We start from the raw sequence: 13133 nt of genomic DNA, 5'->3' as shown, positions 1-13133 counted from the left end.
TTTGGTCGATTCGTTCCGTCAGACGCCGAGCAAGTCGCGTCGCGCGGTGCCGTCGCGCACGAAATCGCGCATCGCGCCCGCATAGCGCACTTGCCCTTTCTCCAGCACATACGCGCGGTCGCAGACGCGTTCCGCGAAGTTCAGATTCTGCTCGGACAGCAGGATCGACAAGCCCTCGCGCTTCAGTTCGAGGATCATGTCGGCCATTTGCCGCACGATCACCGGCGCAACGCCTTCCGATGGCTCGTCGAGCAACACGAGGCGCGGATTGCCCATCAGTGTGCGCGAAACCGTGAGCATCTGCTGCTCGCCGCCGCTCATGCGGCTGCCGCGCCGCTCGCGCATCTCGCCAAGGTTCGGAAATACGCGAAAGAGCTTGTCCGGCGTCCACTGCGGCGCACCTTCGCGCGGCGGCTGGCGTCCCGTGTCGAGATTTTCCATCACCGTGAGATCGCCGAACACGCGCCGGTCTTCCGGCACGTAGCCAAGCCCCATGCGCGCGATACGGTAAGGCGCCATGCCCGCAATGTCCTCGCCCATGAAGCGAATGGTGCCCGATGTCCGCGCGAGCATGCCCATGACCGCTTTCATCGTCGTGGATTTGCCCGCGCCGTTACGGCCCATCAACGCGACGACTTCGCCGCGCCCCACTTCGAAGCCGACATCGAACAGAATCTGCGCGCGGCCATAGTATGCGTTCAAAGCCTCGACCTTGAGGAGCGCGTTCGATCGACTCATTCGCTGCCCTCCCCGAGATAGACTTCGCGCACGCGCGGATCGTCGCGTACGGTGCGCGCGTCGCCTGCCGCGATCAGCTTGCCGCGCGCCAGCACGATCAACCGGTCCGCATATTCGAACACCACGTCCATGCTGTGCTCCGTGAACAGCACGCCGATATCGCGCTCCCTTGCAAGCCGCGCCGTCAACGCCATTAGCGCGTGACGCTCTTGCGGCGCCATGCCTGCGGTGGGCTCATCCATTAACAGCAGCTTCGGTCGATTCGCAAGCGCGATCGCCAGTTCGACGCGTTTCACATCGCCATACGCCAAGACCGCGCAACTACGGTTCGCGTGCGACGTCATGCCGACGAGTTCGAGCAGTGCGAGCGCTTCATCCTCGCGCCACGCGGCCACGCGCGCAAACGGATTGAACACGCGACGCTCACGCGATAACAACGCCATTTGCACGTTTTCGAGCACCGTCATCGAATTGAACGTGGCGGCAATCTGAAACGTGCGCCCGACGCCCAGCCGCCAGATATCGCGCGGACGCTTGCCCGCGATCTCGTGACCGTCGAAACGGATCGATCCCGACGAAGGCTTCAACTGCCCGTTGATCATGTTGAAGCACGTCGACTTGCCCGCGCCATTCGGCCCGATGAGCGCAAGCAACTGGCCCGCCGCGAGATCGAACGACACGCTATCGACAGCCTTGACGCCGTCGAACGATTTCGAAAGATGCTCGATGCGCAAGAGCGTCATTGCGCCTTCCCGAAACGTTCGCGCGCAAAGCCCACGATGCCCTGCGGAAACGCGATCACGAGCAGCAGGATCACGCCGCCGAGCAGCGCCTGCCAGTAGTCGGTCTGACGCGCGACGGTATCCTGCAGCCACGTGAAGAGCGCGGCGCCGACGACAGGCCCGGATAGCGTCTGTATGCCGCCGAGCAGGACCATGACGAGACCATCGACGGATCGGGAGACGCTGATCGCATCCGGCGAGATATTGCCTTTGGAAAAGGCATAGAGCGATCCGGCGAGACCGCACACGAGCGCCGCGACGACGAACGCCATCCATTGAACGCGCATGACGTCGATGCCGATTGCTTCCGCACGCAACGGCGAATCGCGGCCGGCGCGCATGGCGAGGCCGAGCGGCGCGAACAGCATGCGCCTCAACAGCCATACGCCGATGATCGCGAACCCGAGCGTCAAATAGTAAAACGCAACCGGCGACGCCAGCCACGCCGCTGGCCAGATACCGAGCACACCATTGCTGCCGCCGGTGACTTCATCCCATTGGTACACGACGGACCACACGATCTGCGCGAACGCGAGCGTGAGCATGGCGAGATAGACGCCAGACAAGCGCACGCAGAACCAGCCGAACACGAGCGCGCCGACGCCTGCCATGAGCGGGCCGAGCACGAGCGACACTTCCATCGGCCACGAAAAGAGCTTCAGGAAAAGCGCCGCGCCATAGGCGCCTAAGCCGAAATAAGCCGCGTGCCCGAACGAATGCATGCCGCCCGGTCCCATGATGAAATGCAGGCTCGCGGCGAACAACACGGCGATAAAGATTTCGACGAGCAACACGGGCATGTAGGGAAACGCGCCAGCGGCGAGCGGCGCAAGCGCCAGCAAGACGATTACGCCCGCTGCTGCGATTTTCAGGCGGCGCGTGGCGGGACGAAGCGGCGTATCGGCGGGCGCGGCAGTGCGCGCGATGGCTTGCGGACGGCCGAAGAGTCCCCACGGACGCAATACGAGCACCACGGCCATCACGACGAACTCCGCGACGAGCGTGAACTTCGACAGGGAAAAGTCGATACCGCCGAGCGACACATGCCCAATGCCAATGCATAGCGCCTTGATCTCCGCAATCAGCAAGGCAGCGACGAACGCGCCGGGTATCGAACCCATGCCGCCCACGACCACCACGACGAACGCGTTGCCGATAGTCTCCAGATCGAGCGAGAGATTCGCCGACATGCGCGGCACTTGCAGCGCGCCGCCCAGCCCCGCGAGAAACGCGCCCGCGAAAAAGACACCGGTGAAAAGCCACGCCTGATTCACGCCGAGCGCGCCGAGCATCTCGCGGTCGGCGCTTGCTGCGCGCACGAGCGTGCCCCAGCGCGTGCGCGTCAGCGCCCACCACAACACCGCGAGCACGAGCGGGCCGATGCACATCAGCGCGATGTCATACGAAGGCAACGCGTGACCGAGCAATTGCACGGCGCCCGCGAGATGCGGCGCGCGCGGACCGAACAGGTCTTCGGGGCCCCAGAGATAGAGCGCGGCATCGCGAAAGATCAAAACCAGCGCAAAGGTTGCGAGCAGGTGGAACAACTCGGGCGCGCGATAGATGCGCCTCAACACGCCGACTTCGATCAGCGCGCCAAGCACGCCGATGACGAGCGCCGCCGCCAGCACCGACATCCAGAAGCCCGCGACGCTCTGTCCGAAGCGGCTCGTCAGGCTGTACGCGACGTACACGCCGAGCATGTAGAGCGAGCCGTGCGCGAAGTTGACGATGCGCGTCACCCCGAATATCAGCGATAAACCCGAGGCGACGAGAAAGAGCGCGGAGGCATCGGCGAGACCGTTGACGAGTTGGACGAGCAAGTTGGCGAGCATCGGGCGCGGTCGGGAGTCGGCTTGAATCGGGCTGAGTCGTGCGTTGGGCGAGCGAGCCGTCATTATCGATGAAATGCACGCTTCGGCCTTATTGCATTAAAAAGCGGCGCGCGGGAAACCGGTTCGAGCGCTGCTTTTGAAGCTCGCATGGGCGCTTGGGGCGCAAGCGTCGATCAGTCCTGCACCCGGCTCGCGAAGTGATCCGCGGCCATGAGTCTGAAGGCCGTCACAGCGGGATTATCCTGATCCACGCGCCATGCCATGCTCATTTCCGCCTGCACGTGATTGTTGGCGATATGCCTGAACTCGACGTTGTCGTAATGAAAGCGCTGCGCCGACGCCGGCAGGATGCTAAGACCAAGCCCCGCGCGCACGAGCGAGAGAATGGTGGGCGTCTGGTCGATATATTGCGTGAAATGCGGGTTCACTTCTTCCCTCGCGAGCATGCCCATGATGCGGTCGCAGAAGTATTTGCCGTGCACCGGCGAGTGCATGATGAACGGCTCTTGATCGAGTTGCGGCAGGGCGATCTCGTCATAAGCGCATAGCTCGTGACCGGCGGGCAGCGCGACGATCAGCGGCTCTCTGTCGATGAGCAGAAATTCGAGCTGTTGCCGCGAAGGCAAGGGCCGCAGAAAGCCGAGGTCGATGGTATTGGCCGCGAAGGCCTCGATCTGCGCGACGGAAACGAGTTCGAGCAGGACGACATCGATATCGGGCAGCGCGTGCTTGGCCGCGACGAGCAGTTGCGGAATCAACTCGTAGCCGGCCGCGCCCGTGAAGCCGAGCCGCACGCGTCCCGTCTTGCCCTTGCTCGCGCGCCGCACCGTGCTTTCCGCTTGCTCGGAGAGATTGAGCAGACGCGCGGCATCGGCAAGAAAGACGCGCCCTTCCGGCGTCAGCTTGACCGTGCGGCCAACGCGTTCGAACAACATGACGCCGAGATTCTCTTCAAGCAGATGAATCTGCCTGGAAAGCGGCGGCTGCGTCATGTTGAGCAGCGCAGCCGCACGCCTGAAGTTCAGTTCCGTCGCGGCGGCGACGAAGCAACGCACTTGTCCGAGATCGAGCATGCGGAATCGACTTTGACGAAATAGCCGATCATTATAGGTCGAGGCTCGCGAGTGGCTCCTGCGTTGCTTTACGGCCGTGCATGCATCAGGTCGTCAGGCTGCCTTCGGGACGCTGCCCGGCAAGCGCCTGCGCGATGCTCGACAGAACCATCTCGCCCATGGCCGTGCGCGATTCCACCGTCGCGCTCGCGCGATGCGCCTGCAACACCACGCGGTCCATGCCGAAGAGTTCGGCGGGCACGTTGGGTTCATCGACGAATACGTCGAGACCCGCGCCCGCGATCACGCCGCCCTGCAACGCCTGCACGAGATCGCTTTCCACCACGAGCTTGCCGCGCGCGATGTTGATGAGATAGCCGTCGCGGCCCAGGGCGTCCAACACGGCTGCATCGACGATGCCTTGCGCTTTATCGGCGGCTGCGGCAAGCACGAGGATGTCGCTGTCGCGCGCGAGTTGCAGCAGGTCGGGCACAAAGCGATGCGCAATGTCGTCCATGGCGCGTACATCGGTATAGGCGACAGGACAGCCGAACGCCGCGGCGCGCACGGCGATGGCGCGTCCGACCTTGCCCATGCCGACGATGCCCACGCGCTTGCCGCTGAAACGGCGTGACAGCGGAATCGCAGCGGGGCTCGGGTTTTCAGGCCACTTGCCGGTCTTCACGAAGTCGTTGCCCGGACAGATTTCACGCAACACCGCGAGAATCAGGCCAATGGCGAGATCCGCGACGTCCTCGGTCAAGGCGCCGAAGGTGGCTGTGACCGGAATGCCGCGCGAACGGGCGTACGCGAGATCGACGGCATCGGTGCCCACGCCATTGACCGCGATCACCTTGAGCGCGGGCAGTTTGTCGACGAGATCGTTGGAGATGCCCGTATGGCCGCCCGTGATGACGCCTTCGATCGCAGCGCCATGCTCGCGGATATACGCGTCCTTATCGTCCACCTGAAAGAGACGATGCATGATGTAGAGCGACTCCAGCGTCTCGTTGATCGCGGGAACGAGGATCGGGTTCAGTTGCAGAATGCTCGGCTTCGTCGGCTTCAATTGGGTGGCTCCTTTGGGTCATGTCTCGCCTGCCATGCGCCAGGCCGCGATGTCGACGGATCATGTCGCCTTTTGCATGGCGCGTCCAATCCCAAAGCGCTATCAACTGATACCGTTATTGGCGTGCTCTCAAAGGTATCGCTCGATCGATTCAATCCGGGAATCAGGTAATAGCAATAAAAGATTGGACGCCCAAAATCACCACCCCGACAATGGGTTCACCGGCAGGAACACCATAAAAAAGCCTTGCATACAGATCGGAGACACAGCTTGAAAACACGCCGCTTCTTTTCCCCTTCTGCATCGCATTCCACCCAGTCGGTCTATCTCGGCGGCAACGCGCGCTGAAATTCATCTGTTGCAGCATCGCGCGGAAAAGGCGTCGAAGCGCTGAAGCCGTATGAACCGGAGGAAGACGAATGAACAATGCCGACAGCGTCGCGGGCGCGGCGAAAGCAGAACCGATCGCGGAGAAGCGAACCAGCCATCGCTGGGTAGTGATGGGCCTGATCTTCTGCATCTGGGCCATCGCGTGCGCGGACCGCGCCAACTTCGGCTTCGCTTTGCCGTATCTCAAGAAGGAATATCACATCTCCAATTCGGAGGCGGGGATGATCGTCAGTCTCTTTTCCTTCGCTTACGGTTTCGTGCAGATTCCGGTTGGCCTGCTCTACAAACGGCTCAGTGAACGCACCACGGGCATTCTGTTTTCCGTCTTCATGCTGCTGACATCGGTCTTCACGGGCTTGATGGGAACGACGTCCTCGGTATTGCTTCTGATGACGTATCGCGTGGGTCTGGGGCTGTCGGAAGGGCCGCTCGGCATTGGCTGCACGAACGTCATCAACCGCTGGTTTCCGACGCGCGAAAAAGGCACGGCGGCAGGACTCTGGATCGCCGCATCGAAGCTCGGACCGTTGATCGTGCCTTCGGTGTGCATCATCGTGATCCAGCTCTGGGGCTGGCGCGAAATCTTTTATGTGTTCGCCATTCCGGGCATTCTCTTTGCCGTCGCATGGATGTTTCTCGTCACGAATTCGCCGAGCGAAAACCGCTTCTGCTCGCCTGCGGAACGCCGCTATATTCTCGATGAATCCGCCACCGATGGCTCGACCGGCAAGCTCGTGCGCCGTGGCGAAATGGAGCCCATGCCCTGGCTCGACGGCATCAATCGCACGAAGCGCGTGGCGCCGCTGGAAACGGTCGGGCAAGTGTTCCGCTCGTGGAATATCTTCGGCATTGCGCTGGGGTATGGCTGCATGATCGGCATCAGCAACATCTTCATCTCGTGGATCCCCACGTATCTCGTCACCGTGAAGGGTTTTGCCTCGGTGAAGATGGGCTTTCTCGCTTCGGCGCCGTTCATCGGCGCGGTGGCGGGCAACATGCTCGGCGGCCTGATCTCCGACCGTCTGCTCGGCGGCCGCCGCAAGCCAATGATGATGCTCGGCGCGCTCGGCACCATGCTCATGATGTTCGCGCTCATCGACGCGCCGGACAGCGTGGTCTATCTCGGCGCAGCGTTGATTCTCTCGGGCCTCATGCTCGGCATCGGCTTCGCGGGATACTCGGCGTATCCCATGGGACTTGCAAGCAAGGCGACGTATCCGACTGCATTCGGTATCGTCAATTCGCTCGGGCAGATAGGCGGCGCGTGCGCACCGCTCGTGGTGGGCTTCCTGCTCGACAGCTATAGCTGGACCAGTGTATTCCTTTACATGCTCGGGACGTCGCTGCTTTGTCTGTTGCTGCTGTTCAGCGTGGTCGAGCCTGCGTCCGGAAAGATAGAACGAGTGTAACCAGCGTTCGCTTCTGCCAAGGGCCGCGATTGTCTCGCGGCCTTTTTTCATGGCGATTACAAACCGTTCTCCACCATCGTGAGCAAGCGCTCGGCAAGCGGTTCGATGGCTTTGCCGGGCAATCCCTGCAACTGCCCTTCGATCAGCAACAGCGCGAAGCCATGCACCGCGCTCCACGCGAGATATTCGGCTTCTGGCCGGCTTGACGGATCGAGCGCGCCGGCATCCACCATCTCATCGAGTGCGCGGCTCAGCAACTGAAAGGGATCGAGCCCGCCCGGCCCAACGCCATACAAGGCTTCATGCTCGCCCCACTCGGTCGGCGGCGCGGTGAACGCGGTGCGAAAGAGACCCGTCTCGGTCTGCGCGAAACGCAGATAACCGACGCCGACCGCGCGTAGCCCCGCCTTCGCGGCATCGGCACGCTTGCGCTTTTTCGGCCGCGCGGCGAGTTCTTCCTCCATTGCTTGCGCGACCGCCGATAACGCCGCGGAACGCACGGCCGTCAACAACTCCTGCCTGCTTCCGAAGTGACGATACGCGGCGTTCGGCACCACGCCCGCGCGCCGCGTGACTTCGCGCAGCACGATGGCGTCCGGCCCGCCGTCGCGTGCGAGCGCAATGCCGGCATCGATCATTGCGCGGCGCAAATCGCCATGTCGATACGTGCTGCGCGGCTTGGCTTTTGTCATTTTTATAAGCGAGGCTTTACCTATGTGGACACTGTCCATTATCTCTGCTATTTTTTGTGGACGGTGTACACAAACAAAAATATCGCCTGAAACAAAGGCTGTGTCGTTGCATTGTCACGACTCAGGTTCAACGTCATCGAGGAGAATGTCATGGTCGTCAAGAACGAACGTGCGCAAGATGAAGCACGCATCCGTGAACTCACGGAATCGTGGCGTCAGGCCGTGCTTGCAAAAGACGCGGCTGCGCTGGTGACTCATTACGCGGCGGATGTCGTCGTGTTCGATGTCGTGCCGCCCGCATCCTTTAAAGGCGTCGAGCTGTATCGCGAGCATTGGCAGCGCTGGTTCGACAGCATCAGCGGCCCGCTCGTGTTCGAGGTGCGCGATCTGCACGTGGCGGTGAGCGGCGATCTCGCCTTCGCGCATGCGGTGAATCGCGTGGCCGCGGGCGGGCGCGACGACGTCGTGCGTGCAACCGTGTGCTTCAGAAGAATCGACGGCGACTGGCGCGTCGTGCACGAACACGCGTCGGTGCCATTGACAATGGACATGGACCCCGACGAGTCCCAGTAATTCACCTGGCAACTCACGCATTACTCAAGGAGCAGACATGCAAGTGCAACCCTATTTGTTCTTCGAAGGCCGCTGCGAAGAAGCGATCACGTTTTATCGCGAGAGTCTCGGCGCACAAGTGCTGATGATGATGCGCTTTCGCGACAACCCTGACGCCGGCAAGTCCGGTGGCGGCAACGAGGCCGCGAGCGGTTGCGGCATGCCGCCTGGGTCGGAAGACAAGGTCATGCATGTGGCCTTTACAGTGGGCCAGTTCATGCTGATGGCGTCCGACGGCATGTGCAGCGGCAAGCCGAATTTCCAGGGCGTGTCGCTGTCCTTTTCTACGGAAGACGAGCAGGAAGCCGAAAAGTTCTTCCACGCACTATCGGACGGCGGACAGGTGCAGATGCCACTCACGCAGACGTTCTTCGCCAAGCGCTTCGGCATGGTGCAGGACAAGTTCGGCGTGTCGTGGATGGTGGTTGGCGGCGCGGAAAACAAACCCGCTTAGGTATAGCTCTTGCGCGCTTCTGGTCGTAACTTAATCGAGGAGAAGCGCCATGACTAATGCAGGCAGCAACAATTACGCGGGACGTTCGCAAGAGGAGCGCATCGAGCAGCGCAAGGGCGAGAAGCAGCCCGCGCAGGAGCAACCGGGCGGCCATCTGGCCGAACCGGGCACCGAGCCTGACAAAGACAACAGTAGCGGCACGCTCACCGAAGACGGCAAGCAAGTCTGGCGGACGGGCTCAGGCATCGACGGTGGAGGAAAGACCTGACCCCTGATAGGGTCCGAAAACATGGAACAATACAGGGGTGCTATCCGCACTTTCGATGTGAAAGGAGCTAATAATGAGCGCCCCGCGCAAAACCCATTTTTCCGATTCGGACATCCACGCTAAATCGGCCGATCGTCCGTCCCGCGAGGAAGCCGAAGCCGCCGTGCGCGTTCTCTTGCGCTGGGCGGGCGACGATCCGCGTCGCGAAGGCCTGCTCGACACCCCGGCGCGTGTCGTGCGGTCGTATGAAGAGTTCTTCGCCGGCTATCAGCAAGACCCGCATGAAATCCTTGCCCGCACTTTTTCCGAAGTGCAGGGCTACGACGAGATGATCGTCCTGAAGGACATTCGCTTCGAGAGTTATTGCGAGCATCACATGGTGCCGATCATCGGGCGGGCGCACGTCGCGTATCTGCCCCGAGAACGCGTGGTTGGCATTTCCAAGCTCGCGCGTCTGGTCGACGCCTTCGCCAAGCGCCTTCAGATTCAAGAGAAGATGACCGCGCAGATTGCCGATACGCTCAACGAAGTGCTGCAACCGCTCGGTGTCGGCGTGATTCTGGAAGCCGCGCATCAATGCATGTCGACGCGCGGCGTGCACAAGGCGGGCGTGTCGATGGTTACGTCGCGCATGCTTGGCTCGTTCCGCGACGACCCATCGACGCGGCGTGAGTTCTTGTCTATCGTCGGCACTCAAAGCGTGTTCAACGTCTCGAACACTTAGAGCTATCAAGCGCCGTAACCGTTGCCCGGTGAATCGGCGCCGCTGCCTTCGCGGATCTTGCCCTGCGAAACGCTGCTGCCCGGCGGCACGCTGTGCGTGAGCCAAACGTTGCCGCCGATTACCGAGCCCTTGCCGATGACTACGCGCCCGAGAATGGTCGCGCCCGCGTAGATCACGACATCGTCCTCGACAACCGGATGCCGCGCGTTGCCTTTCACGAGCACGCCGTCGCTGCTGGAGGGAAAGCTCTTTGCGCCCAGCGTCACGGCCTGATACACGCGCACATGCCGGCCGATCACGGCCGTTTCGCCGATCACCACGCCCGTGCCGTGATCGATGAAGAAGCTCGGCCCGATGGTCGCGCCCGGATGAATGTCGATACCCGTCAGCGAATGCGCGATCTCATTGATGAAGCGCGCGAGCAGCGGCACGCCCAACCGATGCAACGCATGCGCGAGCCGGTGATGCGTCATCGCCCAGATGCCGGGATAGCACAGCAGAATCTCGGTGATGTGCTGCGCGGCGGGGTCGCCCGTGAAGGCAGCCTGAATGTCGCTGACGAGCAGCGCGCGAATCTCCGGCAACTGCGAGCCGAACTCGCGCGCAATGGCGAACGCTTGCGCCGTGACCTCCGCTTCGCCCGTCTCACGATGCTCGGGCAAGAAGCGCAGCGCGCGGCGAATCTGCTCATGCAAGAGACGCAGAGTGGTTTCCAGCGTCTGGCCGACATAGTAGTCGACGCTTTCATCGGTCAGATCAGGCGCGCCGTAGTGCGTGGGAAAGAGCGCGGAGCGCAGGCCGTTGACGATCCTCACGATCGCCTCGCGCGAAGGCAACTCACGTATGCCAAGCGGATGCCGCGTGCGATGCAGTTCCTCGCGCGATTGGCGTAAGTCAGCGACGATGCGCGACAAGCCCCATTCGTGGGGCGCGTGAGTGGAAGAATCGGATGGCGCTGCCTGCTCGGGTAAGGACTTGTTCTGCATGTCTTCTGGGCTGGCGTTCGGAGGCCGCGCAGTGGCGGCGGATGAACGCTAAGCGTAAACGGTTTTGCGCAAGCGTGCTGCGTGTACGGCCCGCGGATTAAACGGTCACGTGACTTGCGTCAATCCATCGGACGGCCCAATCGCGGCCGTGCGCGATGGCTTCCCCCTCGTTGCGAAATCGCAAGTCCGCAGGGAAGAATCGGTTCGCAACGAGTTCGCCGTCGCTGGATCGCGAGATCACGACGTACGGCTGATAATTGCCATCCCCCGTCCTGGCTGGCGCACAGTTGAGTAGATAGCCTCGATGTGAAAAGGCTGCATCTTGTTGCATGAGTCACCTGTGTGAAGTGCCCTGCTCGTTCGTATGACTTGCTCAACCAGCAGCCGTATTGGACGCGCCCTCCTTGTTGCTCGCGTCCCGCATTCGCGCTTTGCTGCCAGCAGGTTCCAAATAATACTTGCAGGAAATCCGCTTGGCATTGAAAAAAAAGCCTTAAAAATTCGATGACGATTGAGTGTCCCGCCTGCAAGGGCTAGAGTTCCGTCGCCAAATTTCCGGAACGAGTCTTGCGTGAGGGAAAACGGTTTAGCCAGTTCCCAAGGAGCAGGAAATGAATAACGCCGAATCCAACGAGTCGCAAGACAAGCAAGCGGATCGCGCCGCCGACAGCCCGATCAAGACGCCGAGCGCAGAGACTGCGCGCGTGAACATGAGCGATGCGAAGAAGGCCGAGTCTGGCCGCGAGGCGCATGCGGGCGCGGGCGCGGGCGCGAAGCAGGAAAGCGCGGGCCAGGCCGACCGCAATATCGGACCGCTCGGCACGCCGGAGTCGCGGCCTCGCGGCATCGACGTCGCCAACGACGAGACCCTCGACGACACCGTCGATGCCGATGGCAAGAACATTCAGGCAAAGCGCTATGAGCAGATGCAGGCCACCGATCCGGATGCCGTCATCAATTCGAACGCGACGCATGCCAACCATGTCGCCGAGCAAGGCGACGGCTTTGGCGGATTCGACAGCCGGCCAGGTCGCAACGGAATATTGCTGGCGCTAGATCACGGTTATCGCGTGATCGACCGCGGGATGGTGCCGCCAAGCATTCGCGCCGTCGAGGAAAATCAGGTTTACGTGAGCCGCGATGCACATGGCAACACCTTGCGTGGCCGTAAGCATTACGCCCTGAATCACATGCGGCCTTCGCGGCTTTTCGAAATCGACAAGTCGTAACGTAGCGCGACGCCACGCTGGCGTGACGCCACTAAAAGCCACGCGCGAAGCGTGGCTTTTTTCATTTCTTCTGATCTTTCTCTTCATCCGGCTCGATACGCGTGACGCCGCCGGTTGCTGGCGGGTCGCTTGCCGGGAAAGTATCTTCCACGGCTTTGTCGACGTCTTCCTCGTCGCGCTCGGAGTGAGGATTTTGCTCTTTCTGGTTGCTCATGTTCGGCTCCTGTCGTGGTGAAAGCTGATGTTCAGCGAGCAACGCGTGTTCCTCCGACGAACGTCAATCGCTCAGGCACGCCGTATGCTCATGTCATGCAACGAAAAAACGCCTGAGAACAGGCATGAGAACGACAGCGCGGATAACGCGTTAATCGACTGAAGCGCGACCAAGGGGAAGAACAAATGGCCACGATCGAAGCCTATGAAAGCTACGCGAGCGACACCGCCGCATCCGTCCCAACAGATAACACGCTTCCTCCTGAGCCGCGCACGGCGGCCGAACAGCGCTTCAGATCCGCGCTCGTGTGCCTTGGCGCGGCGTACGCGCTGTCATGGGCCGAACTCGCGCTAGCTATCGCGATTGGATTTCCCGGCGATGCGTCGAGTCATCCGCTCGCTGCATCGATTGTCTCGCGCTTGCTTGTCGGCTTGCTCTATCTGTGCGTCGCCGCGCGACTGCAGTGGGCGCGCTGGATGACCGTCGCGCTCGGCTTCGTGTCCGTCATATTCGTGGCGCCGACCATCGCCCTGCAATGGCATGCGTTGCCGACCGGCGCGGTCATTTGCGGTGCGGCACTGGTGTGCAAGCTCGCGGCATCGCTCTATCTCGTCTCGCGGATGCCGCTGCGCGCTACAGCCTGAATTGCGTAGGCGCTGCGCTCGATGCCGGAACCCGT

The 13133-nt window shown here is 61.8% G+C and carries 16 protein-coding genes; 7 read left to right on the top strand and 9 right to left on the bottom strand.

Translation table 11 applies throughout. The features are described from left to right. Positions 1-18: 18 nt before the first annotated feature. The 5 genes from NCT04_RS16780 to NCT04_RS16760 form a co-directional block, all read right to left on the bottom strand. Positions 19-738 (bottom strand): ABC transporter ATP-binding protein, encoded by a 720-nt coding sequence (locus NCT04_RS16780; RefSeq protein WP_244828646.1) that lies wholly within the window; start codon positions 736-738, stop codon positions 19-21. Beyond that, positions 735-1481: an ABC transporter ATP-binding protein gene (locus NCT04_RS16775; protein ID WP_244828647.1), complete on the bottom strand. Its 747-nt coding sequence runs from the start codon at positions 1479-1481 to the stop codon at positions 735-737. The genes NCT04_RS16780 and NCT04_RS16775 overlap by 4 nt, the downstream gene beginning before the upstream one ends. Continuing rightward, positions 1478-3355, bottom strand: a complete 1878-nt coding sequence (locus NCT04_RS16770; protein ID WP_250466631.1) for an ABC transporter permease — start codon at positions 3353-3355, stop codon at positions 1478-1480. Before NCT04_RS16770 ends, NCT04_RS16775 begins: the two co-directional genes overlap by 4 nt. Before the next feature lie 173 nt (positions 3356-3528). Beyond that, entirely contained in the window at positions 3529-4428 is a 900-nt protein-coding gene (locus tag NCT04_RS16765; protein WP_250466630.1) for a LysR family transcriptional regulator, read from the bottom strand. A gap of 85 nt (positions 4429-4513) precedes the next feature. Then, entirely contained in the window at positions 4514-5476 is a 963-nt protein-coding gene (locus NCT04_RS16760; protein WP_250466628.1) for a 2-hydroxyacid dehydrogenase, read from the bottom strand. A gap of 419 nt (positions 5477-5895) precedes the next feature. Between NCT04_RS16760 and NCT04_RS16755 the strand changes: the two genes are divergently transcribed. Then, a complete protein-coding gene (locus NCT04_RS16755) occupies positions 5896-7275 on the top strand; it encodes an MFS transporter (RefSeq protein ID WP_250466626.1) in 1380 nt (459 codons plus the stop codon). Positions 7276-7331: 56 nt separating this feature from the next. On the opposite strand, the gene NCT04_RS16750 is transcribed toward NCT04_RS16755, so the two are convergent. Further along, positions 7332-7967: a TetR/AcrR family transcriptional regulator gene (locus NCT04_RS16750; protein WP_250466625.1), complete on the bottom strand. Its 636-nt coding sequence runs from the start codon at positions 7965-7967 to the stop codon at positions 7332-7334. 150 nt (positions 7968-8117) lie between these two features. Here NCT04_RS16750 and NCT04_RS16745 point away from each other — a divergent pair, with 150 nt between their 5' ends. The 4 genes from NCT04_RS16745 to folE all read left to right on the top strand — a co-directional run bounded on the left by NCT04_RS16745 (position 8118) and on the right by folE (position 10025). Continuing rightward, positions 8118-8540 carry a YybH family protein gene (locus tag NCT04_RS16745; RefSeq protein WP_250466624.1) on the top strand — a complete coding sequence of 141 codons (423 nt, stop codon included), beginning with the start codon at positions 8118-8120 and terminating at the stop codon, positions 8538-8540. Between the two features lie 37 nt (positions 8541-8577). Next, the gene (locus NCT04_RS16740; protein ID WP_250466622.1) at positions 8578-9033 is read left to right on the top strand and encodes a VOC family protein; all 456 of its coding nucleotides are present in this window, start codon (positions 8578-8580) and stop codon (positions 9031-9033) included. 49 nt (positions 9034-9082) lie between these two features. Then, the gene (locus NCT04_RS16735; protein WP_244828666.1) at positions 9083-9301 is read left to right on the top strand and encodes a hypothetical protein; all 219 of its coding nucleotides are present in this window, start codon (positions 9083-9085) and stop codon (positions 9299-9301) included. A gap of 73 nt (positions 9302-9374) precedes the next feature. Beyond that, positions 9375-10025: a GTP cyclohydrolase I FolE gene (gene folE, locus NCT04_RS16730; protein WP_250466621.1), complete on the top strand. Its 651-nt coding sequence runs from the start codon at positions 9375-9377 to the stop codon at positions 10023-10025. 5 nt (positions 10026-10030) lie between these two features. Here folE and epsC read toward each other — a convergent pair whose 3' ends face one another. Next, positions 10031-11011 (bottom strand): serine O-acetyltransferase EpsC, encoded by a 981-nt coding sequence (gene epsC / locus NCT04_RS16725; RefSeq protein ID WP_250466620.1) that lies wholly within the window; start codon positions 11009-11011, stop codon positions 10031-10033. Positions 11012-11108: 97 nt separating this feature from the next. Further along, positions 11109-11342 carry a DUF6566 family protein gene (locus NCT04_RS16720; protein WP_244828671.1) on the bottom strand — a complete coding sequence of 78 codons (234 nt, stop codon included), beginning with the start codon at positions 11340-11342 and terminating at the stop codon, positions 11109-11111. A 280-nt stretch (positions 11343-11622) separates the two neighbouring features. On the opposite strand from NCT04_RS16720, the gene NCT04_RS16715 reads away from it, so the two are divergent. After that, positions 11623-12240: a DUF3005 domain-containing protein gene (locus NCT04_RS16715; protein WP_250466619.1), complete on the top strand. Its 618-nt coding sequence runs from the start codon at positions 11623-11625 to the stop codon at positions 12238-12240. Between the two features lie 61 nt (positions 12241-12301). On the opposite strand, the gene NCT04_RS16710 is transcribed toward NCT04_RS16715, so the two are convergent. After that, entirely contained in the window at positions 12302-12454 is a 153-nt protein-coding gene (locus NCT04_RS16710; protein ID WP_244828674.1) for a hypothetical protein, read from the bottom strand. A 185-nt stretch (positions 12455-12639) separates the two neighbouring features. Here NCT04_RS16710 and NCT04_RS16705 point away from each other — a divergent pair, with 185 nt between their 5' ends. Further along, positions 12640-13098, top strand: a complete 459-nt coding sequence (locus NCT04_RS16705) for a hypothetical protein (RefSeq protein WP_250466618.1) — start codon at positions 12640-12642, stop codon at positions 13096-13098. Positions 13099-13133 lie beyond the last annotated feature (35 nt).

Origin of the sequence: Caballeronia sp. GAFFF2 (genome assembly GCF_023631485.1) — a bacterium.
In the GTDB taxonomy this organism is placed as follows: Bacteria; Pseudomonadota; Gammaproteobacteria; order Burkholderiales; family Burkholderiaceae; genus Caballeronia.
The sequence above is the reverse complement of the archived record's forward strand: the minus strand, read 5'-3'. Positions and strand labels throughout refer to the sequence as shown.

Coding starts and splice junctions, on each gene's coding strand:
- NCT04_RS16720 (WP_244828671.1), bottom strand. CDS start 11,342: ATGCAACAAGATGCAGCCTTTTCACATCGAGGCTATCTACTCAACTGT.
- NCT04_RS16705 (WP_250466618.1), top strand. CDS start 12,640: ATGGCCACGATCGAAGCCTATGAAAGCTACGCGAGCGACACCGCCGCA.
- NCT04_RS16710 (WP_244828674.1), bottom strand. CDS start 12,454: ATGAGCAACCAGAAAGAGCAAAATCCTCACTCCGAGCGCGACGAGGAA.
- NCT04_RS16770 (WP_250466631.1), bottom strand. CDS start 3,355: ATGCTCGCCAACTTGCTCGTCCAACTCGTCAACGGTCTCGCCGATGCC.
- epsC (WP_250466620.1), bottom strand. CDS start 11,011: ATGCAGAACAAGTCCTTACCCGAGCAGGCAGCGCCATCCGATTCTTCC.
- NCT04_RS16740 (WP_250466622.1), top strand. CDS start 8,578: ATGCAAGTGCAACCCTATTTGTTCTTCGAAGGCCGCTGCGAAGAAGCG.
- NCT04_RS16775 (WP_244828647.1), bottom strand. CDS start 1,481: ATGACGCTCTTGCGCATCGAGCATCTTTCGAAATCGTTCGACGGCGTC.
- NCT04_RS16765 (WP_250466630.1), bottom strand. CDS start 4,428: ATGCTCGATCTCGGACAAGTGCGTTGCTTCGTCGCCGCCGCGACGGAA.
- NCT04_RS16755 (WP_250466626.1), top strand. CDS start 5,896: ATGAACAATGCCGACAGCGTCGCGGGCGCGGCGAAAGCAGAACCGATC.
- NCT04_RS16715 (WP_250466619.1), top strand. CDS start 11,623: ATGAATAACGCCGAATCCAACGAGTCGCAAGACAAGCAAGCGGATCGC.
- NCT04_RS16780 (WP_244828646.1), bottom strand. CDS start 738: ATGAGTCGATCGAACGCGCTCCTCAAGGTCGAGGCTTTGAACGCATAC.
- NCT04_RS16735 (WP_244828666.1), top strand. CDS start 9,083: ATGACTAATGCAGGCAGCAACAATTACGCGGGACGTTCGCAAGAGGAG.
- folE (WP_250466621.1), top strand. CDS start 9,375: ATGAGCGCCCCGCGCAAAACCCATTTTTCCGATTCGGACATCCACGCT.
- NCT04_RS16745 (WP_250466624.1), top strand. CDS start 8,118: ATGGTCGTCAAGAACGAACGTGCGCAAGATGAAGCACGCATCCGTGAA.
- NCT04_RS16750 (WP_250466625.1), bottom strand. CDS start 7,967: ATGACAAAAGCCAAGCCGCGCAGCACGTATCGACATGGCGATTTGCGC.